Source organism: Candidatus Lokiarchaeum ossiferum, assembly GCA_025839675.1.
Classification (GTDB): domain Archaea; phylum Asgardarchaeota; class Lokiarchaeia; order Sigyniarchaeales; family Promethearchaeaceae; genus Lokiarchaeum; species Lokiarchaeum ossiferum.
In genome coordinates this window covers 35,091-56,875 of the sequence record CP104013.1, presented here as the reverse complement: position 1 = coordinate 56,875, position 21,785 = coordinate 35,091, and the positions used below count along the sequence as shown (strand labels likewise).

20 protein-coding genes are annotated in these 21,785 nt (G+C 32.9%); 6 read left to right on the top strand and 14 right to left on the bottom strand.

Annotated features, from left to right (window positions below):
- Nucleotides 1-85: 85 nt before the first annotated feature.
- Nucleotides 86-358, bottom strand: a complete 273-nt coding sequence (locus NEF87_RS00245) for a hypothetical protein (RefSeq protein WP_457918133.1) — start codon at nucleotides 356-358, stop codon at nucleotides 86-88.
- Nucleotides 359-362: 4 nt separating this feature from the next.
- Nucleotides 363-1,493, bottom strand: a complete 1,131-nt coding sequence (locus tag NEF87_RS00240; RefSeq protein ID WP_457918132.1) for a hypothetical protein — start codon at nucleotides 1,491-1,493, stop codon at nucleotides 363-365.
- Between the two features lie 341 nt (nucleotides 1,494-1,834).
- On the opposite strand from NEF87_RS00240, the gene NEF87_RS00235 reads away from it, so the two are divergent.
- Nucleotides 1,835-2,275, top strand: a complete 441-nt coding sequence (locus NEF87_RS00235; RefSeq protein WP_457918131.1) for a hypothetical protein — start codon at nucleotides 1,835-1,837, stop codon at nucleotides 2,273-2,275.
- 266 nt (nucleotides 2,276-2,541) lie between these two features.
- On the opposite strand, the gene NEF87_RS00230 is transcribed toward NEF87_RS00235, so the two are convergent.
- From NEF87_RS00230 to NEF87_RS00175, 12 genes are all read right to left on the bottom strand, one after another.
- Nucleotides 2,542-4,116 (bottom strand): leucine-rich repeat domain-containing protein, encoded by a 1,575-nt coding sequence (locus NEF87_RS00230; RefSeq protein ID WP_457918130.1) that lies wholly within the window; start codon nucleotides 4,114-4,116, stop codon nucleotides 2,542-2,544.
- Between the two features lie 218 nt (nucleotides 4,117-4,334).
- Nucleotides 4,335-5,351, bottom strand: a complete 1,017-nt coding sequence (locus NEF87_RS00225) for a zinc-dependent alcohol dehydrogenase (RefSeq protein WP_457918129.1) — start codon at nucleotides 5,349-5,351, stop codon at nucleotides 4,335-4,337.
- 35 nt (nucleotides 5,352-5,386) lie between these two features.
- Nucleotides 5,387-8,158, bottom strand: a complete 2,772-nt coding sequence (locus NEF87_RS00220) for a hypothetical protein (protein WP_457918128.1) — start codon at nucleotides 8,156-8,158, stop codon at nucleotides 5,387-5,389.
- Between the two features lie 214 nt (nucleotides 8,159-8,372).
- Nucleotides 8,373-9,425, bottom strand: a complete 1,053-nt coding sequence (locus NEF87_RS00215) for an alpha/beta hydrolase (RefSeq protein ID WP_457918127.1) — start codon at nucleotides 9,423-9,425, stop codon at nucleotides 8,373-8,375.
- Between the two features lie 239 nt (nucleotides 9,426-9,664).
- On the bottom strand, nucleotides 9,665-10,702 hold the full coding sequence (locus tag NEF87_RS00210; RefSeq protein ID WP_457918126.1) for a GTP-binding protein: 1,038 nt from the start codon (nucleotides 10,700-10,702) through the stop codon (nucleotides 9,665-9,667).
- Between the two features lie 290 nt (nucleotides 10,703-10,992).
- Nucleotides 10,993-12,492, bottom strand: a complete 1,500-nt coding sequence (locus tag NEF87_RS00205) for a hypothetical protein (RefSeq protein ID WP_457918125.1) — start codon at nucleotides 12,490-12,492, stop codon at nucleotides 10,993-10,995.
- A 170-nt stretch (nucleotides 12,493-12,662) separates the two neighbouring features.
- On the bottom strand, nucleotides 12,663-13,076 hold the full coding sequence (locus tag NEF87_RS00200) for a hypothetical protein (protein ID WP_457918124.1): 414 nt from the start codon (nucleotides 13,074-13,076) through the stop codon (nucleotides 12,663-12,665).
- Nucleotides 13,069-13,623, bottom strand: coding sequence for a hypothetical protein (locus tag NEF87_RS00195; protein ID WP_457918123.1), 555 nt, complete (start codon nucleotides 13,621-13,623; stop codon nucleotides 13,069-13,071). The genes NEF87_RS00200 and NEF87_RS00195 overlap by 8 nt, the downstream gene beginning before the upstream one ends.
- Before the next feature lie 140 nt (nucleotides 13,624-13,763).
- A complete protein-coding gene (locus NEF87_RS00190) occupies nucleotides 13,764-13,988 on the bottom strand; it encodes a hypothetical protein (RefSeq protein ID WP_371804347.1) in 225 nt (74 codons plus the stop codon).
- 268 nt (nucleotides 13,989-14,256) lie between these two features.
- The gene (locus NEF87_RS00185; protein ID WP_457918122.1) at nucleotides 14,257-14,958 is read right to left on the bottom strand and encodes a hypothetical protein; all 702 of its coding nucleotides are present in this window, start codon (nucleotides 14,956-14,958) and stop codon (nucleotides 14,257-14,259) included.
- 267 nt (nucleotides 14,959-15,225) lie between these two features.
- A complete protein-coding gene (locus NEF87_RS00180; protein WP_457918121.1) occupies nucleotides 15,226-15,630 on the bottom strand; it encodes a hypothetical protein in 405 nt (134 codons plus the stop codon).
- A gap of 480 nt (nucleotides 15,631-16,110) precedes the next feature.
- Nucleotides 16,111-16,866 carry a hypothetical protein gene (locus tag NEF87_RS00175; protein WP_457918120.1) on the bottom strand — a complete coding sequence of 252 codons (756 nt, stop codon included), beginning with the start codon at nucleotides 16,864-16,866 and terminating at the stop codon, nucleotides 16,111-16,113.
- A 310-nt stretch (nucleotides 16,867-17,176) separates the two neighbouring features.
- Here NEF87_RS00175 and NEF87_RS00170 point away from each other — a divergent pair, with 310 nt between their 5' ends.
- From NEF87_RS00170 to NEF87_RS00150, 5 genes are all read left to right on the top strand, one after another.
- On the top strand, nucleotides 17,177-17,680 hold the full coding sequence (locus tag NEF87_RS00170) for a hypothetical protein (protein WP_457918119.1): 504 nt from the start codon (nucleotides 17,177-17,179) through the stop codon (nucleotides 17,678-17,680).
- A 206-nt stretch (nucleotides 17,681-17,886) separates the two neighbouring features.
- Nucleotides 17,887-18,381, top strand: coding sequence for a hypothetical protein (locus tag NEF87_RS00165; protein ID WP_457918118.1), 495 nt, complete (start codon nucleotides 17,887-17,889; stop codon nucleotides 18,379-18,381).
- A 110-nt stretch (nucleotides 18,382-18,491) separates the two neighbouring features.
- A complete protein-coding gene (locus NEF87_RS00160; RefSeq protein WP_457918117.1) occupies nucleotides 18,492-18,776 on the top strand; it encodes a hypothetical protein in 285 nt (94 codons plus the stop codon).
- Nucleotides 18,777-19,295: 519 nt separating this feature from the next.
- Nucleotides 19,296-21,281 carry a tetratricopeptide repeat protein gene (locus NEF87_RS00155; protein ID WP_457918116.1) on the top strand — a complete coding sequence of 662 codons (1,986 nt, stop codon included), beginning with the start codon at nucleotides 19,296-19,298 and terminating at the stop codon, nucleotides 21,279-21,281.
- A 133-nt stretch (nucleotides 21,282-21,414) separates the two neighbouring features.
- A complete protein-coding gene (locus NEF87_RS00150) occupies nucleotides 21,415-21,648 on the top strand; it encodes a hypothetical protein (protein ID WP_457918115.1) in 234 nt (77 codons plus the stop codon).
- Nucleotides 21,649-21,785: the final 137 nt, after the last annotated feature.

Below are 21,785 nucleotides of genomic sequence, written 5' to 3'. Positions count from 1 at the left end.
TAACCCTAAATACATAAAAGGTAAAAAATATCAGAAGTTTTATTGAAAAAAGTTTTTTATACACACAATTTTTCGTTGTAATTTCTTACGTGAGTTGCATTTTTTTTTTTATAGTTTCGAGTAATTCAAAATACATTTGCTTATACAGATTTAATTCTGTCTCCAACTGCTGAATTCGATCATCCCGTTGCATTTCATTTTGTACCTCAGGTAATAAGTTTTGCAGAGTAGTATTAGACATTCCAGAACCGAATTTAATTTTTAAATTCGCTTGGATATCACGATAGGAAACGCCCATCTTTAAGAGTTTGCGAGCAAATCCTATTTTTTCTTCGCTAGATTTTCCGATTTTAATCACCTATTTAATTGAATTGAGTTTTTAGCCGAGAATTCTGGTCTGATGGATTCGTCAGGGATGATAGAAGTTTTTGATGTTCTAAATAGATTTCATCTGGAGATCTGCTCGAAAAATCCTTTTGAGTTATTTTTGATCCACAATGAGGACAAAATAATTTATTGTTTACTTTCAAGTGTTGAATAATGGATTTACTTATTGGAGACCTACACTGAGGACATGAAAAATCAATTTGTGCGCTATATTGCACCAATTGTTCAGTAACTATGTGAGATGTCGTTTGTTTTGGATGAATTTCCCCAGAATCATCCACGATTTCTGCCTCTGGAGATATCCTTATTAAATGTTGACACATATTATAAATTTTCAGATTCGACAAAATCAAAAGATGAACACCAAAGAAAACAGTGGGAATATATTGGAATAAATAGGGAAGGGATAAATAGTCTACCATAAGCATAGCTATTACGGTAATGCTTGCAGATAACCAAAAGATCATATTTGTTAAAATTACAATTCCGATAACCATTAGAATTTTTTGTTTTTGTTCTTGGATAGCGAAGAAATGGACTATTCTAGCCGCAATAAAGAAGGCGAAAATTGTGACTAAAACAATTTTAGTGAAGTTATACCACAAAGATATCAAATTAAATAGAATATAGCCTCCCATAATTAACAGGGATAAATAGGGATCAGATTTTTGATGGATCAAATAATATTGATCAAGATCGGGTCTTCGAGTTTTTTTAATCGAAAGAAAATATACAAAGAGGAAAAGCATATTCAAGCCCAAAAAGTACCAGACTAAATCATTATCCATAGGATCAATTTGTAATAAGAGATAGAGGTATAAATCGATCCAGATAAGACCAAATTTCAAGATTTGATGAGGAATGTTACTCTCAGTAGGGATTAATAGACTATTTTTGATATTATGCGTAAATGTGTTTACCATATATAAATAATAGACACTGAAGGCAGTTAATGGAAAAAAGATAATAAATCCGTTATGTCCCTCTGCTTGGAAATAATCCATTTCTAAGCGAAAAATATAGCTAAACAGGACAAAGCCAGCTAAACTAAATACCCATAAGAGAGTATTTCCAAATAGATGTTTATAAAATTGTGAATACTTCATTTTTTCTCAGTTTTTTAGGTAGATAAGTATTTCAATAGTATAAATGTGAGTTTATAAGCGTTATCATTCTTAGAATTTTTTGGTATGTTTTTTTATGAATAACTAAATTTAACCTCGAAAAAGTGCATAAAACAGACTTAAAATGATAACACATGAAATATATCTGTTATTCTACAAATTTATTACAATTCCCAAAGAAAACTTTCAAAAGAGTAAAATACCTTTTTTGGGAAGAAAATTTGACAATAAATGGCCCCCATGATAAATTTCGGCCTCTGAAGGGTTTAGGTATCACTCCTTCCATAATATAATTAGATAACCTTAATTGGAGACCACAAAAAATGTCCGTAGAATCTTATATTAATTGGAGCCAACTATCTCATGCTCAATTTGCCGCCATGTCCCTTCGGGATCAAATCATCTTTTTTGCCTTAGCCGTAGCCATCACTGTCTTAGCTTTAACATTGACATATTGGGTCGTGAAAGGAGCATTATATTTAACCTATTATGCAGTTAAATTGTCAATCTATATCAGTTATTATTCCGTTGTATTATCTCTCTTGATCCCTTATGCAATATTAAAATTAGTGGCAAAACCCATCCGGGACTACTCTCAACGACCATTAATACCACTAAATCAAGCTCCCGTTTCTGCCCCAGTAGCCCACCGATATTGTTCTGAATGTGGAAAGGAATTTTCGAGTGCCATGGAAGAAGCCATTCATAACAATGGAAATTGTTTCTGTGAAAAATGCGGAATTAAAGTCGATACCCGTGTTTAATCTTTTTTTTTATTTTTCTCACACAACATTATTTGAATCCCTATAATACAGAACAAATTTTTAGGCTGACTTTCTTTCATTTTTAAACGGTTAGACCAAACTTATTTGGACATAACCAAAAATATAATCATTTTTATAAAATATTGTAGGATCATGTCATTTTTTGCAGTGAGACTCTCTGGTTGGTCAGAATCAAAAATCTTCTACGATGGGAAATTGAAATTAATTCATAATTCAGATTACATTTAGAAATTATGAATTTTTAGTTAGAATAATGTTTCCAATTTATCTTTTGTAATAAAATCATCCATCTTGAAAACCTTAGGATTTTTTGACATATTTAGAAACGTGAGGGATTTAGGAATTTTGACTTTTTTTGAAAGATTAGCTATTTGATTATTACTTAAATCCAACGTTTCAATCCTTAGTAGATTTTCTATCTCATATGGAAAATTCTCAATTTTGTTGAATCCTACAAAAAATTCTTGTAGTTTTTCTAATTTTGAAATTGACGCAGGTAATGAGGAAATCTGATTTCTGCTTAAATCAAGATTTTTCAATTTTGTCCATAGTCCGAAAATATCGGGTATTTCTTGAAGTTTATTAGAAGAAATTTCAAAAATCATCATATTTTTAAGTTTCTTCATAGAATCAGGCAATTGACTTAATTTATTAGTATTGATAGTAAACTTCTCCAATTTCAGGAAATCTCCAATAGAATCAGGTAAATATTGGATAAAATTACTGTTTAAATTGAGTTCCTGTAATCCAACCATTTTTCCAATGCTAGGATGAAGCTTCGTAAGTTTATTTCTATATAAATTGATTTTTGTAGTAAATTGAAAATTGCATTTTATTTCAGGAAAATTGTTAAGTTCATTATTTGAAAAATCAACTATTTTCAATTTTCGCAAATTTCCAAATGATGACGGAATTTCCTGCAATTTGTTATTATTAAGGAATAATTCTTCCAAACAAGAAATCGCCCCAATTTCATCAGGCAACTTAGTTATGTTATTATGATCTACTTTAAGCTCAACTAAATTAAAAAGTTTACAAATGCTTGGTGGGAGTGCTTTTAATCTGTTCCAACTTATACTTAATTTTTTTAAATTATGTAATAAACCTATATTTTCTGGGATTTTTATCAATCCTGTTTGCTCAATTTTTAAGTTTACAAGTTTATTTAATTCACACAAGCCATCAGGGATATTTCTCAAGAATATTCCCTTTTTTATGGTCAAAGATTCTAATTCTTTTAGATCACCTAAGGCTTCTGAAAGATTTTCAATAGAAATACACTCTAAGTAAAGAGTTTTCAAATAAATATTTTGATTAAAAAATTGTTTTTCAATTGAAGTTAGATTTTCTGAAACTAAATTGAAATATTCCAACTTCGGAGAATTAATATTATTAAGCATATCTGTATTTTGCAAATTTACTGTAGCTAAGGTGATTTCTTTCAAATTTTTTAAATTTTTAAAAGTTTCAGGCAAAAATAATTCTATATATTCAGAGAGAACAAGAATTTCTAAATGTGAGAGGTTTCCAATTGAATTGGGTAAAATTATTTTTGAGATTCCTCTTGATTGATTATTGTGTTTTTTAACAATTAGTTTTTTTAAAAACTCTAAACTCTGAATACTTTCATGAATAGCTTCAAAATCCCCATAGAGAAATAGAGATTTGATGTGAAAATCTTCCACTTCACCATAACTAACTTCTTCATCTTTCAGTTTCAAACTTCTTTCAATAGTATTAGATAACTTGATATTCATAATTTTTATAAAATCTATTTCAGATTCGACTAATTTTACATTTTCAATCTCTACGATTTTCATATCGATATTTAGTAAATAGGATTTATGAAATATAACTCTATAATATTTATAAATTTGCCCCCACAGACTTACCAATCTAAATCTTGATCCCCGATTTCCAATTTGGTCAACCATTTGGAAATTAATTTTGGATCATGGTGATAGATAGTTCATAATTACTCCGCATGAACTTGATAAGAAAGTTTACAATGAAGAACAAAAAAAAACCAAAGCAAAACTTAATTCCTGAAAGGTTCCACAATAATTTTGATCCATTTCTGGCGATCGTAAAATTGGAAAGCCTCGATGGCGTCTTCCAGAGAAATGCGTTTGGTAATTAATTTATCCAAATCAAGGGTGTGAGAGGCAATTAAATCCAAGGCCTCACCCCAATAATCTTTATTCGCTTTAGAATTAACCATGGCTTCTGGGTATACGAGTTCTACCCCTTTTTTGCGACAATCCACATAGGGAATTTGCATTAATTTTTGCGCTCCGAAGACCATAACCCGAAATCCGGAATAAACCAGATTAATAGCATCCAATAATGTTTCTTTTTTGCCCACCATTTCAAATACCCCATGAGCTTCCCCAAATTCTTCCTTAATAGCATCCATAACATGATAATTTCCATGATGGGGACGTGAATATGCATGCGGATCAAAGGTTTTTGCACCCCATTCTTGAGCAATCTGGCGTTTATGGGCGAAAGGTTCAGAAACAGCGACTTCAATGCCATGGTTTAATAAAATTTTGGTCAAAATAAGTCCAATGGGACCTAACCCAAAAACGATCGCTTTTTTGTTATCGTCATTGATCTTATCAAATTCAGCCCGTTCAAAACAATTGATGGCACACCCCACCGCATCAGCAAAAGAAATTTCATCCATGGAAAGATCATTTCGAACGATGGGTAAGGCTCCGGAAAGTTCATCCTTCCCATGACCAATTACATTTACATGAGTTGAATACTCCGCATAACCCGCCCCCATCCGGGCCACATGATCACCCACATGTATTCCAGATACTTCAGAACCTACTTCCCTGACTATTGCACCCGTTTCATGGCCATGTCCTCCTGGGCCATGGGCCACAATCCAGTGATTTCCTTCAAAAATTCCAACATCACTCCCACAGATCCCTACAGATCTCATTTCGGTTAAAACTTCATGAGTTTTTGGTTTTGGAATATCTACATCGATGCATTTTACCTCCCAAGGTTTGGGAAATATTAAAGCTTTCATTGAATCTTTCATATCATTCTCACTTGTAACAGTTTAGCAAAAAAAGATTAAAATTTACTCCGAATTCCATCAATAAATAGTGTTATCAGATGTTTTACACTTAGATTGAGATCGTCTCGGCGTTTATTTTCTGGAATATGATTTTCATTGATCTTTTCCACCCATTCCAGATACGACATCTCCAATAAAGACGTAATATCATATTCTTTGATTATGTTTTTTACATATGCTTGAATTTGGCCAAAATTATGGGAGATTTTTTGAGTTGTCCCATTCCAAGCCACAATCAAGGGTGGAAGTGAATAATGATTTGCCATAGCTTGAATAACTTTTTGTGGTTTATCTCCAAAATACGGATTGATAACCAAATCGAAACGGATATTTTTTCCAGAAAAAGTAGGCGCAGTTGATTTAAAGGTACTAGAATAACTGGGAATGATTTTTTGGGCATGACCAGTTCCAGTTCCCCAATGATGCAACATTTTTCCAAAATATGTCCCGAAGGGATTAATTCGGATCTGTTGTCCCGCGTGGGGGAGATCCCCAAACCCATTTTTCTTCCATTTAATGGGTGAAAATGCAAAATTTGCCGCTTTTAGGGAATTGAACCCAACCAATAACCCTTGTTTTCGATTAGATACAGCCATCCACCCATCGGAGATATTTCCGACAAAACAATCCACATCACCATTTATAGAATCTACTTCTTGCAGATCGAGATCAAAACTCGTTGTTCTACCCAAAAAATTATGTTTCCAAATGCGCAAATAGTTCTCCTGTCCCAGAAAACCCGGACGAATCTCACAAGGAATTATCTCTTGCCACCGATCGTCATAGGGAACTTTTACACTGTAAACATTACTATCACTGTTAGCACTACCATTGATTTCAGGAATTTTCATGCTCACAGAGACAAATAATTGAGGTAAACCATGATATACGGTTACATTTTTTTCGGTAATAACCACCTTGTTTTTCTCAACAGGAAATTCGGAGGTGATTTGAACTGAAGCACAAAATCCATTGGAACCATCTTCCAAGACTAAAATTTGGTCTCGCTGTGAGGTAAAAGATTTCACCGCATTTTTCTTTCCAAAGGAGAGAGAAGAATCGAGGAAACGCGGAGCCGCAAATTCTTGCCCTTGAAATGAAAAAGAAGAAATTTTTCCTAATGGATCAAATTGCAGTTTAAAAAATTCATTTTGTAATTTCAAAGATTCCGCATGAAGTTCTGAGTCAGATTCTTTTAATTCTACTAAAGTGGAAAATTGTTGCTGGTTTCCAAAGAAAAACCCTTCCTGTGTTAATTGTTGAGTAGAGAGGACAAATTGAACATGTGTTTCTTCTTCCGATTTCTCAATCCAGAGATTTTTGAGTGGATCCTCGATAAAGGGGTCGAAAAATGAGTTGATTTCGGGAGAAAAAGAAGAATCAATGAGAAGTTTCGGAGGAAAGATTTTTTGTTCTTCACGACTCGCACCACGATGGGTGATGGGCAAAATCAAAAGATGATCTTCTTTCAGAGGGATTCCATCCGTAGTGTGAAATAAGGATTGAAAAACATTCATAAACGCCAATTCTGCAGCTTTAAAAGCATTTATTCCATATTTAAGTGCCGTTTTTTGGCGATGGGGATGATTAAAAGGCATTGACATCCCAAAATTGGTGGTAGAAGCAAATAAAATTTTGTTTTTGATATAACTATCTTCCCTATCATCTTCAGATCGGATTAAGGAATGTGTTTTGGGAGTCGAGGGACAAATTTTATCCGCAATCAAGGTATCCGTCGCGGATTTGAACCAACGCGCTTGTTGACCGATAGTCCAATATCGCGTGTTATCAAATTTTTGAGCCCAGTTATAATAGCCGTTAAAACACCCGTCGGCCACATCTTGATGGAGCGTGACATTGCCTTGAGGTGTTAATTGGGGGATAATGTCTAATAAAGTGGTAAACTGAACATAAGATAATTTATCAACGGCTTGAATTATTTCAGAAATGCCGCCAATATTGGGCATCCACTGCAAAATTTTCGGTAAGTGAGTTCCATTCCATGTGTAAGAATCCATATCATGGTTGAGAACCACAAGGGCATGCCCGGGTATTTCTCCCGATTTTTGGTGCTTACGAATTTTTTTTAGCCATTTGCCAACCGAGAGATGATCCATAGTCTCCCCAAACCCATACATTGGAATCATGAGCATCTGCGCATCCGACACATTGGAATGAAAATGGAGTGGATTATACCGCTGATTCCAGTCTAAAGGAGGATTAAGAAAGGGGCGTGCAGTATCAAAGGGAATCACAGTATAGTAATTGAGAATCCCCTTCACACCCAGTTGATATAGAACTTCAATCATTCCTTGAGTAAACATAGTTTCTTGGGTTCGAATATAGGGAGCAACACGACCTTGGAAAAGTTGATCAAGCCCAATCCCCATTTGATTGTTATGAAGCCATTTTGATTGTTGAATTAATTCTTCAGTGTCCAGCCCGGGAAGAATACTATTTCCCCAAGTTCCCAAAATCACCTCATCCTTTCCATCTTTACACCGCCGAATTACTTGATCTAAAACTTCGGGTTGAAATTTCTTTTGCAATTGAATTGTCCAAAACAAATCGCTATAATCCCAAGAAATAGGAATTTTTCCATGACACAATCCTTGATTTTCACAACCTTCGACCATTTTGACAAGATTTTCCATTATTTGGATATCCAATCCGAAACCATCGGTTCCAATGGAATCACCACGAAAGGAGTGATAATAATTTATATGGGGTGACATCACAAAATAGATTCGCTTCTCTCGATAATCCATAATAATTCTCTTCTGATTAACTAAAGTCACTTGTTCTTTAATTCTTATAAGTGCTAGTAAGCTTATTTTATTGAAAAGGTTATATAGTAATATTGCAAGAAGAATTCAAATATCCAAAATCTTTTTTAATTTCACAGCAAATCAAAGATTGGAATAGAAATAGAAGAAAGAAAAAATACAAAATACTTCGCAGTTCAAATTAAAATAGCATCATTTATTGTTTTTGTTTTTGTTTTAAAATATAGACAGCCAAGGAAATGCCAACGATTATAGCAAGACCTATTCCAATGGAGGTACCCACCACGATCCTTCGAAAACCTTGGGAACCTTCCTTCCCAGGAATAGGAGTACTAAAAATCCATTTTAATCCTTCTTCAAAACTTGGAAGTGCAGTAGCCATATGAACTGCATCGGGAATGATTGCAGTTGTGAATTGAAAACCACTATAGGATCGATTTAAAAAACGTTCTCGAATAGGATTATATCCATCAAACGAAAGTTTATTTTCTTTAGACCCCACGGTCATGTAAAGTTTCAATGGTAAACCCCCATAAAACTGACTCTGATGTTCTTCTTCTAAATCGAGTAGATAATGATGTGCCCAATATCCTGCTGGACTAGCAGCGATATAGTTTGTAAAAATTGCGGAACCCCAATGATTAAAATTTAAAAGAGAAAACAGAGAATAATAGCCCCCATATGAGTGGCCATACAGAGTTCTTCCAAAACTATTGTTTGTTCGATAATTTGAATCTATATACGGGATTAATTCATTTTCAAGAAATTTCGAAAATCTGATTCCACCACCCGAATTTTCCTCCCAACCAAAAGCAGGATACAAAAAATCTCGCTCTCGATAATTCACTTTTGGATATCCGATTCCGACCAAGATCACTTCAGGAATCAGCCCAGAATTGGTCAACCGAGATACAACCGATCCGAAACCTTCTTCTTCATTAAAAAAACGAGTGATATTTATAAAAAAATTCGCATCCAAGAGATATATTACGGGATATGATTGATTTAATTCTTGTTTATATTTTTCTGGATATCTGACATCAATGGTAAAGTTGTCTTCAACTTCTTCTGAATAAAAACGGAAAAAATCGTTTTGAATTGTTTGATTGAGAGCAGAACCAGGAATTAATGGATTATTTTTTAAAATCTGAATATGTTCAGAATCATTGGTCAAAAAATCATTATAAATTACATTCGAATTAATGAGAACAATGAAATAAAGAAGGATTATTTGTTTTATCAACTTCATAATTAAGTTCACGTATTTTCATTTTTTTTGGGAACAATGAAATTATTTACCAAAATGATACTCAGTTTTTAAATTTTTTTTTCCTTCATTCAATGCAAAAGTGATTTTGGGAATAACCACTTGCGTTATAAAACCAATTCATCGAAAAAATAGGAATTTTTAAAGGAAAAGAAATAAAGTTCTTAGAAAAAACCTTTTAATTGTCTCAGATTAAAAAATCCAATGAAGATTTAGGAGTCTCATGTTTCCATGGAGCGAAAATTAAAAAAAAGCCCAATACCCATCAAGGAAAACGCATCCTTCACATTTTCTCCACTTTTTGCGGAGGTTTCCAAGAAGGAACATTTCAATTCTTTTGCCAAATTTACTCCTTCCTCTTCTTTTACCTGTCGTTTCTCAAGTAGATCTCGCTTATTGCCAACGATAACAATGGGAATATCGGGAATCGCTCTCCGGATATCATCATACCAATATTTAATGCGCCCTTCAAAAGATTCGCGCCTAGAGATATCGTACATAATAAACGCCGCATTGGCTCCTGTATAATAATATTGCCGCACCCGTTGGAAAAATTTCTGTCCTGCTAAATCCCATATCATAAAATCTAAAACTTTATTCTCAAAACCTTGCAAATTATAACGACGATTAGTAATGGAAATCCCTAATGTAGGTTTGTAATCTGTTTCAAAGCGCTTCGTGACGAATTGATGAATTAGACTTGTTTTTCCAACAGCGGGATCTCCTAAAACACACAACTTGAAAACGAGTTTTTGTTCATCTGCAAAAGCTGCAGCGCCACCTTTATTGGGTGTGTTTAATTGAGGAAGTGTTATCTGAGGTAAGCTTTCTCCAACATGGAGATTAGGCACGGAGAGTGCGACATCTTCCTTTGGATCTTCAAGAATTTTTGCGATTTTCTCCGCAATCAAGAATACATAGGGCATTTCATAATTGATAATAACCCGATATTCATAGACGCATAGGAGAATTGCTTTTGGTCCTGCTTCTGTAAATATCAAGTGGTGATCCTCGGTTTCAAAACCTCCGGTCCCAAAAGATCCCGGATATTCCGCGGTGATTCGTTTTAAAGTTGGATCTACGACACTGGCAATCGCCCCATAGATTTCCGAATCTTCTCGCGAATTCCGTTCAAACCGACTTTGATTAGCAATCAGCAATCCATCCCGATCAAAAATATACGCCGCAATTAAGGCTTGTTTGGAGACTTGAAAAAAATTTGAGAGGAGGCATGTTAATTTTTCGTGAATGGGGAGCATCTGTATTTTCCTTTTCTTGTTATACAAATATTTGATTACGTTTTAATAAATATTTACCATGATTTGCTGTCTGAATAGCTTCTCACATTAATAATTCCAAGAAGAAGAATAGAATCAATTAAAATTTTAAGAAAAAAAAAGAAGCATTATAAGTGCTAAAGTTAATATCGTGGTGGAATTGGTTTACCCCATGGACCATACATTGTTTTTTGCACCTCCAAACTGATCAAACAGTAATATTGGATATGACGAGGATTTAAAAACCACGATTATTTTTTGGAAATTTGGGTTTAACAAATAAAATCAGATTGGAATGCAGTAATTATCTTAGAAGGAGAATAGATATCCCTGCTTAGATTGGGAATTAAATCGATCATTGGGAGACTAAATCCATATTGAAACCACTTTTCTTGTAAAAACTTACCCGTTTCTTCTTTTTCCCACCAATCATCCCCGAAATTATTTACAAGAGAAGAGCGGATTTTAAAACACATGATATGAGCCCTCAAATAATTAGCATCTAAAAAGAAATTCTCATTAATATTATCTAAGAAATCATAGCAAGGATGATCTATCAAAAAAAACTGCTTATAAAGTGATTTTACGTTAACTTGAATTTGTTTCAAGGAATTGAAGTTTAAATTTTCAGGATGTGATAAAATTTCGTATCTAGTAATGTAATGAAGAGCGGATTTTCTTAATCGATAAAGCCAGCGAAATAACAAAAAAAATTTAAGGATTTCCTTTCGATTTTCTTCTTTCATTGGTATTTTTGAGTTGATTTTTTCTTCCAAGACAAGGGATTCAAATAAAAAAGCAATCGTTTCTGTAATCGTTGAATCCGCTATAAGTGGAAAAAGAGGATCATTTTCACCATTTACATTCAATAAATGAATTGCATGACCATATTCATGAAAAATTCCATTTAAACTCGCAGATTCCTTAGATTTAGTCATTTGTATTTTAATTTTTAATTGATGCCTATCGTTAACGATTCCAGTTAAACAATTTTTATGATTGTAATCTACTTGAAAAGATATTTTTGGATTAGGACAAAGGAACTTGACCATGGGTAATTCAAAAAGCAATTTTTCAACAGATTTGAACTCGAAATTATCTGAAATTTTGAACTGTTCAGCAAATATATTCCAAATATCTGTCAAATTGGCTTCATCGATAGTTTTGCGGTAGAAAAATTGGAGTAATTTTGATAAAAGAACCCGATAAGTCTCCATGGTTTGCTCTATTATTACTTCACACGCATTTTTTAATTTGATTGGATTCAAATCGGAATTTTTTAGGAACAACTCCATATAAGAAGAACATCCCGCTCGTTTTGCGTATTGATGCATTCTATTAACAATGGATAGATTATCAAAAGCATGGTGTGTTTTGATCTTAATATAGCCATCCAAGACTTGGGAATTCTTCTCTTTAGACGAATATAAAAGAATCGACTCCGTTTCTCCAAGAGATTTTTTGGTTCCGTCTGGAAATTTAATTTTCTCTTTCACTTTCCGCTGAAAAACAAATAGTATACGAGGACGATAAAATAAAATCAAATCCCGAAATACGATTAAAAAATATTTATCATTAGAATCTTCAACATTTTCAATCAGAATATCAATATTTCGAATTATTTTGGCTCGAAACAGAGCAATATTTCTAATAAGATGGTAAACAAACTGACAACTCCTTAGCAATTTCGGAGATTCTGTTTGGAATAAAAATTTCTGGTAGCTATTTGCAACTTGTTTGATGCGAGTTTCTATCTTTTTTTGGGAAAGCACATATTTATTTTGCTATGAGATTATTTAAAGCCATAAATTATGCTATGAGTAATTGCAAAACTCATTTTTATTATAAATCATGAAGGATAAGAAGAAAAAAATAAATTTGACTTGATTTAAAAATGGAATATATCGTCATTTGATTAAAAAGGTTATGAAATGTTAAGTGATCAACCAAAACGTTCCAATAGGCGTCGTGCCATGGCCACATCTTCACTACTAAATTTGGAATAGTTCGCCCCTTGCCGGTAATCACGCCCTTCTTTTGGAGAATACGAAATTTCAATCGTAATTTTTCCTGGTTTACTACTATAATTCACTTCATTCACATAGGCAGGATCGATAATCGAACGCACTTTTCGATGTTTTGGACGAGATTTAGGAATTGCTTCCCCATCCAAATTGATTTGAACCGTCATATTTGGATCAATCGGAGGTTTGGTTGCCACCGGACGGGATTGAGATGGGGGTTTCTTTCCCTTGTTCGAAGAGCGCTTTTTCCGAGGTTTAGTTTTTTTAGCGGGTTTCGAAGGAGCAGTCAGGGCATCAAAATCAATGTTAATGTTAAAATCATCTTTACTCATTTTCTTGATCCTCCGGTAGGTCTTTATTTAACGCTTGCAAGATAAGATCGTTGGGTATTGATCGCAAGTATTGTGTAATGGCCAGGGAAAATAATTCCCCGATATTGGCATAATCGGGCACAAGATCAACTAAGTTATTCAAGATCTCTACGGTTGGGTTTTCCATCCTTAAAGGTAATATCTTGGCGGTTTTGTCTGGTGTATCTATCATTTTTCCAGAAAAGATCCCCGTATCAATAACATCTTCAGGTTCAGGTAAAATCTCGGGATTCCAAGAAAAAATCCGTATTTTTCGGTTTGTTTTGGGGGAGATCATGGATGATTCAAAAATCTGATAATCGGCTTTTCTATCCAAACTCCGTTTGATCGTGGCTTGAAGTGCCCCGGGAGTCATAGATAATGCTGTTTGAATCTCGTGGAAGGAAGCTGGACCTTCGATCGAACGGAGAAATTCATAAACTTGTAACTCATTCCCTTTGGGATCTCTATGTCGAGTTTTATTCTCTTGCGGTAGGTCTGGTAAAATGATTGGATCTTCTTCTGCCACAAATTAAAATATTACTATTCAAATATATAAATATTACTATTCTGAAAATATTACTATCTATAAAAACTAAATATTACTATTTAGTAAGATATTACTATTTAAGAAGCCAATGAAATAACTCCAATAACTTGGAAGATATTTTAAAAGTGTTTGAGTATTTTTTTCAGGTTGCAGGTGTTTAGTTGGATTTGATTGTTATTGTCCATGAGATCAATATTGATCCGGTTATTTTGTTGAGTTTGAACCTGAATCATCTGTTTGAAGGCGTGATTTTCATCCAAATGTTCCTTAAAATTGATATAAATTTCATCTCCTGAGAGGTCAAAGTAAACGGCATGTTGCGCGGAAGATGATTCCAAGTCCATACTATTCTCCAATCACGATCTGAATATGAAAGACATTACCATCTAATAATGATCGCAATAATACATAGATAACACAGATTAGTTTTGCTAAACTAAATTTCCCCGGAGGGGAGCACGAAAAATAAAAATTTTAGCTTGATTTACGCAATTAGATAGTGATTTGAAGTCTAAATATTACTATTTAGCAAAAAAAAGGTGAAAAATACGTTTTCCGCCATATTAATAGAATTTGATTAACCAAAATGGAGTCATTTTATCATCACCATTATTACCTCAAAATCGAAAACTCTGGTGTTTCTATTTTATCGTGTTTCTGGATTTCAATAAGTAAAGGATCCTTGGAAGTCAATTCGCGTTCAAGGTAGTGTCGATCGGTCATATCCGCTTCAAATACTATGCGTTCCCGAAGATTTGCACTAAGAGGGACGCCCTGGATATACAAACTGATCAATTCATCCGTCCTGTAGTGATAGTAATCATAAACCGAGGATAAATTTTGCATATTATACTTGATCTTTTTGCATTTAGCAATCAATTGCTGTGCAGTTGGACCCAGTTGTTGCAAATATTTGGCGTGATTTGCCAAATATACGATTAAAACAGTAAAAAAAGGTTGATTTGATTGATTATAGCGAGCAAGAGCTTTTTGCTGAACTGTTTTATGAGTGAATACATGATACTTCTTTTTCAAAATACTATAATGAAAAGGGGTAAAGAATCGTTTTTTCAATATGAAGAAAGCATCTTCATGAATGGAACGAAACCTTTTATACACTGCAATCAGAATAATTGATCCAGATCCATAAACAATTAGCAAAACAATATGAAAATTTCGCAATATAAGATAAATTACAATAATTAGGAATACTACCCAGCCAAAAATCAATTTTAAGATGCGATAATCTCTTTTAAAGACAATTTGATCATTTTCATTTTCAATTGTGATTTCATCTTTTGATTCAGAGAGCATTTTCTCAGCATTTTCCTTAATAATTTCTTTTGGTGGTTGGTTTATCTTCCATCCCTCGTATGATTCTTAAATTTGAACTCTTAAATATTTTTGGACAAATAATTTATATTCAACAATTCTATTCATGGTATACTATAGGTTTGGGGATAGATATTCAAGTGGCATTCTAATCTCAGTACGTTTTGGAAGAAGTATTGAGTAAAAAATGGATAACAACAATGATCTTCATAGAAAGAATCTTTTTTTATTGTAGTGAATTGTGAATTTCTATCTCAATATCGAAAATTCTGGTGTTTCTATTTCATCGTGTTTTTGGATTTCAAGCAACAATGGATCCTTGGAAGGTAATTCTCGTTCGAGGTACTGTCGATCGGTCATATCTGCTTCAAATACAATGCGTTCACGAAGGTCTGCACTTAGAGGTATTCCTTGAAGATAGCGACTTATCAATTCATCCGTTAGCAAATTATAATAATCATAGATCGCCAGTAAATGCTTTACCTCAAAAGGATCTTCTGTCCATCGAAGAATCAATTTTTGAGCAGTAGGACCCAGTTGTTGCAAAAATTCGGGATGTTGGGATAAATACTCAATAAAAAGTTTGAAAAAAGATTGATTAACCTGATTATATTTGACTAACATTTTCTGTCGGACCACTTGATTTGAAAACATATGATATTTTTTTTCGAGAATGAAATAATGAAAGGGGGAAAAAAACCGTTTTTTCAAAATAAATTGGGGGGTGTTGCGGTAAAGCCGATACATTTGGCGGCATATCAAATAAAAAATGCTTCCCCCGACAATCACAATTGAACCGTAGAATAACAAAGGAATTTCTGGGATTAAAATAAAAACCAAGGACCAGGCCACAATCCATCCAAAACAACCAAACCTACTTCCCCGAGAGGTTTTATTTTCTGTGTCTTCGATAAATGCAGCATCCTTAGAATCTGAAGGGGAATTATCAGATAAATCCGTTTCTATATGATATTTGGGAAAAATTTCTCATCCAACCTATTATTACTTAATCAATAAGTTTTTTAAAATTTTCCACTATCTTTTTGACTAACTCAGAATAAACGGGAACAGTAGATATTTTTTGAAAATTTTTTTCCGCTGTTCTCAAGTTCTTGAACTCGAAGATTTAATTTGTTATTTCAATATCCCAAAGCCGTTTGTGAGCCCAATGTGATCATGATCATAAATTTCTTTGAGTAACGGATCACTAACGGGTAATTCACGCTCTAACAAATGACGATCGGTCATATCCGCTTCATAAATGATGCGTTCTCGACGATTGGCTGAAACTGGATGATGATTCAAATATTGGTTAAGGAGTTCCTCAGTCGTGTAGGTATAATAATCAAAAACATCATTTAAGGCACTTAAGTCATAGTTTTTTTCCTTACAACGAATTATTAACTGCTGGACTTTTGGTCCCAATTGATGCAGATAAGAAGGATTATTCGCAAGATATTTCAAAAGGAGGATGAAGAAAGACTGATTTACCTCATTATATGGCGCAAAAGTTTTTTGACGTAAAGTTTTATGGGAAATAACGTGATAACGGTATTTCAAAATTATATAATGAAAGGGGGAAAAAAGTTGTTTACTCAAAATAAAATGCATACTCTCAGATATAATGTTTGTAAATCGGGCAATAATGAGGTAAACAAGAAGAAGCAAGAAAAAAACAATTAAAATAGTGCGTAAGATTGGAAATTCATTCACAAAAAATGAATAGGCCAACAGCATGATCGCTATTATTACCACGGAAACAATGCCCCCTCCTCCCCTTTGAGTCACTTCCGTTCGTTTGGCATAATTTTCGAGAATAAAGATATCCTTAGAATCGGATTCAGTCACGGAATCGACAGCAATTTTAGAATCAAAGGGAAGATCTGGCATAGTTAACTACCTTCGATGAAGACAATAACAGATTTATGGAATTTAAAGTATCATACGTAGTACTTACACTGCTTATTTTGTATGAGAAAGCATTCTTCAATGTTCAACTTTTCAAATTTTCGATTCAATTTAAATCCATTTTCATATCGAATGGAAGTATAAAAGAAGATGAATTATATAAATCTGTTGAGAAACAAAGTGTGAATCAGTTGGTGCTAATTTTAAACAAGCATCTAAGATCAATTTATATGGTGAGGATTTTTTCTTTGTATAGAAAGATTCTTATCAGCAATACTAAAAGAAAGGATAAATGATGGACAACTCAATATATAGCTATAGATGCACTTGCGGTAAATTGGCCACTTACAAACAACATACAGGGAGATCAACACCCAATGGATCTTTTATTCCAGGACCCGCTTTTTTCATGTTTTTGAAAGGTTTAGGGATACTTCCCACGGCTGGACCTAGGAAATGTCTGTGCTGTGAAAAAAGAATCTGCAAAAAATGTAAGAAGGGAGACTTATGCGAAGCCTGTAACCAAGAAATTTCAAAATTCCTCCTGGGTAGCTTTTATACAGCAAAAATACTATCATTGTTCTTATTCATATCAGTAGCGATCGGTACTGTGGCTTTTTTTTCGGGAAGTATGGCTGATTATTACTTTAATTTTATTTACATTTTATTAGGAGGGTTAGGAGGATTCATTTTTTTTTGGATTCTTTGGAATATTACAGCGAAAATCATCTCAAAGAAGGGGAAAGCAAAAATTATTGCTCCGATCACTGAGGAGAACGTCACTACACAATCCTAATCTTTTACTAACGATTTCCCCTTTTTTTATTTTAGTTCCTTTTAGGCACCATTGGTTCAGAACCACTTATATACCAATTTTAGCTCTGATTATATAGACCTGAATAATCCACTGCGATTATCTGAGCTGATTCACTGAGTCAATACATGATAAACCTCCACTTCAGTGGTATTTAGGTACCCATACAAAAAGAGATCACCCACACTATGCACCCATATTTGCAACACACCGATATCTTAGTCAACCCTTCGATAATTTTATGGACCTTGTTAATAGACATGTTTGTTATCATGTGGATTATCCGGGATAGTTATCGACGGAACATGAATCCCTTTTTCTGGTCAATGGTATGTCTTTTTTCTCCTTTCATTGCTATAATTGGACATTTGCTCAGTCGAAAACCGAAAATAACAATAAATAATTCTTTACAGCAACCTTCAAATATGGAAAGAGGAGAAAAAGTTACCCAGAAATCAATGGATGCTTCAGCGCCAGTCACCATTCATGTGGTATCCAAACCCCTTGAATCACCTCGAATTAACCAACACCCAACCCAGCAAAACTTTGCACCCACAATGACTCCTATGCAAGCAAGAGAAGAACAAAACTTCGACGACGATCTCAAAAAATTTTGCCCTATGTGTGGATCACCGGTTATGCCCCAGGGAAGCTACTGCGGTCATTGCGGTTATGCACTTTAAAAATTCTACTTCAACCATTTTTCCATTTTTTTTTTTTTTCAAAACATTCCAAAAAATCAATGACCCCTTCTCCTACAAATGGGATCCAACTTAGACAAAAGTGATCAACCATGACTGCTACTTTCATCGCAGCTAATGCAAGTACTTTAGATAAGCAACCCATGATACAAGCGTTTATTTCATTTTGCTTACGAAATCACATTCCGATTAATATTATTGCCCATCAAGTGGAGTTACTAACAACTGAATTAAATCAACTTAAATCTTTGACACAACATCAAATCCAACAAAAATTGATCAAATTTCTGCCTAAAGATTTGCAGAAATCAACCCAAAACATAGCTTTACTAGAAGGAAAAACACAAATTGATATAATAATGGCTGAGTTTTCCTAATAATATGAAGTTTACATTTAATGTCCTTTTTGCTGAATATTTTTTTAGATGATGTGAAGTTGGAATTTTTATGTTAAGCGTTTTTTTTTCTTTATTCTTTTACCTGATTTATTGAAAATTATGTCAATCTAATTATGATTTGTCCTATTTATTTTGGACTTAAGCATTTTCTCAACAGAGAGAGAATCAAAAGAGGAATCATATTTTGTCGATGTTTTTTTACGATTTTTTACAGATTTTTTACCATGTAAAATATTGTAAAAAATACTCGACAAAAAATTCTATTAAGGTATTTTACCTATCTAAATTACTCTTATACATACATGTAAATTTTCTACTACCTGCTGACTTGAAAAATATTGAAATTGGCAGTTAACAAGCAAAATTTCCATAAAATAAGGAATATCTTTAAAATAATAGTTCAATATTTTAAAATTGTATTAAAAATAACACGAAATCATAACTTAGTTAATAAAAATTGTTAATGAATTGGGTTCAATAATAGAAGATCGAAAATATATGATAAAGCAAACCATTACTCAGGATAAAATTTTTGATATGAAAATTGGTCAACTGGAGAATTACCTATCAAAAGGAATCTATTCAGAAGGTTTAGAGTATATTAATGCAATAAGATCTGAGATGGTGTGTAATAATTTAGAAACTATCCTACTCAATTATTTCAAAAGTGTTTTTTTATTTAAGATTGGCGAACTTCATGAATCTCTTGAACTTATTGAGATAAATATAAAAAATATACCCCGTAATAGTGAGGAACTAATATTTCTTGATTATTTAATCATGAAAGCCAAAATATTATTTGAACTGCGAGAACTTACTAAAAGTTGGGAGACAATTGTATATTGTGAAAGAGTTTTTGATGAAAAATCGAGTTATTTAACAAAAAATCTTGAATTGAGAAGGGCTAAAATCTTAAATTTCAAAGGATGGTATTTTTTACAAAAATTTGGAGAAGATTCAGAAGAAAAAAAAACGTCGATTACATTTTTCAATCAAGCATCTCAAATACTGGACGAATTAAGAGAAAGGGAGAATTCTGTTAGAATACAAAGGGAGTATAGAACATCTCTACATAACAAGGCAACTTATTACTATCTAAAAGGCGATTTAGATACAAGCCTAAAATTTATTCTTGAAAAAGTAGACAAGTATGAACCGGACTCCAGAGATAGAGAAGGAAAAGTGTTGATGGGTTCAATTTATCTTGCAAAGGGGGATATGTCTTCTGCAATTGAAAATTTTAAACAAGGGCTAAAAATTGCTGAGAATAATAAAAATTTGATTGGAATTATTCGGTGCAACAATTCAATAGGGAACGCGTATCATCAAAATGGTGAACCTTTAAAAGCCGAAAAATATTTGATAAATGCCTTAAATGATTCAAAAAAACTGAAAGTAAGCCAAGAATTTCTATTATTTGGAGTCGTGGATAGTTTATTGATTTTGTCTCTCGAAGTTGGGCATATAAAACAAGCAGAGATTTATTTTAAAGAATTACAGAATATAGAAAGTAGAAATAGTAAATTAGAAATATTTAAACTCATTAAACAAATTGATAAAGCCCTCATCTTAAAAACAAGTTTGAGAAGTCGTTCTCGAATCGAAGCTGAAGATATTCTTAAAAGTGTTTTAGAAAAAAAAAAAATTCCTTGGGAATTAACCGAAAGGGCACTTCTTCACTTATGTGATCTTCTTCTAACAGAATTAAATATAACTCAAGATATTGAAGTAGAAAATGAACTTGAAGCAATTGTTGACACTTTGAAGAATGCAGCAAAGACCCAGAGTTCAATAAGATTATTTGCCGAAACATTGTTACTTGAATCAAAAATGGCATTAATAGATTTAGATCTTAAAAAAGCAAGGATTTTATTAATAGAAGCGCAAAAATATGCCCAGACACACAAAATTGAGCAGATAGCGCAAAAAATTTCTATGGAACATGATGAATTATTAAAAGAATGGGATGTGTGGGAATCTTTGGATATAAATCAAATATCCATTGATGAACGTATGAGATTAGCAAAAATTAGAGATCAATTGAATAGTATGATGTGGAAATCTAAAAATAAGATCGTCAATTCTCGTAATGAAGTCCCAATATTTTTGCTTATTTCCCAAGAAACCGGTCTACCCTTAATGAGTAAATCTTTTACGAATGATTGGAATATTTCTGATGGAATATTCGGAAGTTTTCTCTCCGCATTCAATACCTTTAGTAAAAATATTTTTGATGAAGGGTTAGATCGAGCAAAATTTGGAAACTACATGATTGTTATAAAGAAGATACAATCAATCCATATTTTTTATGTTTATAAAGGACATTCGTATTCTGCCCAAAAAAAAATTGATAAATTTGCAGAACAAATCCAAATTAATGATGAAATCTGGAATAAATTTGAAAAGGCTGAGAAATATAATTTTTTCCTTAAATTGGATAACGAACCAAGTCTTTCAAGACTGATCTCAAAAATTATCCAGTAACTCAATATCTTGAAGGTTGAAATCAGATTAAAAAATACCACTTCTTTGACCTATATAATTAATTATATTATTCGAAGGATTTTGAAATAAATATTTATAAATTGTAAAATCGAGAAAAGACTGGTGACAACTTTTGGATAATTATGAAAGACAATCAATAAAAGAACTTCTTACTGAAAAGTATGGGGAAAAGATCACAGAAGCAATTCTTGGAGAATTTGATCGTTTATCAAAAATTGAAAAAGATCAGGAAGCAATTAAACAAAAAATGAGAAATTTCGTTCAAAACCTATTGGAAAAACATGGATTTGATCCTGAAGCGTTTAATAAAATAACTCCACTAATAATTTTTGTTAGTATTGGTTAGAATTTCTAAGATTCTTTTTTTTCAATTTAAAATGAGAGGAAAATTTTCAATTGTACCAGAAGAAGAATCATGGTAAATTTAGATATTGAGAAAAATGAACCATTTAGTTCTATAAAGTTTTTTCAGCTTTTAAAACA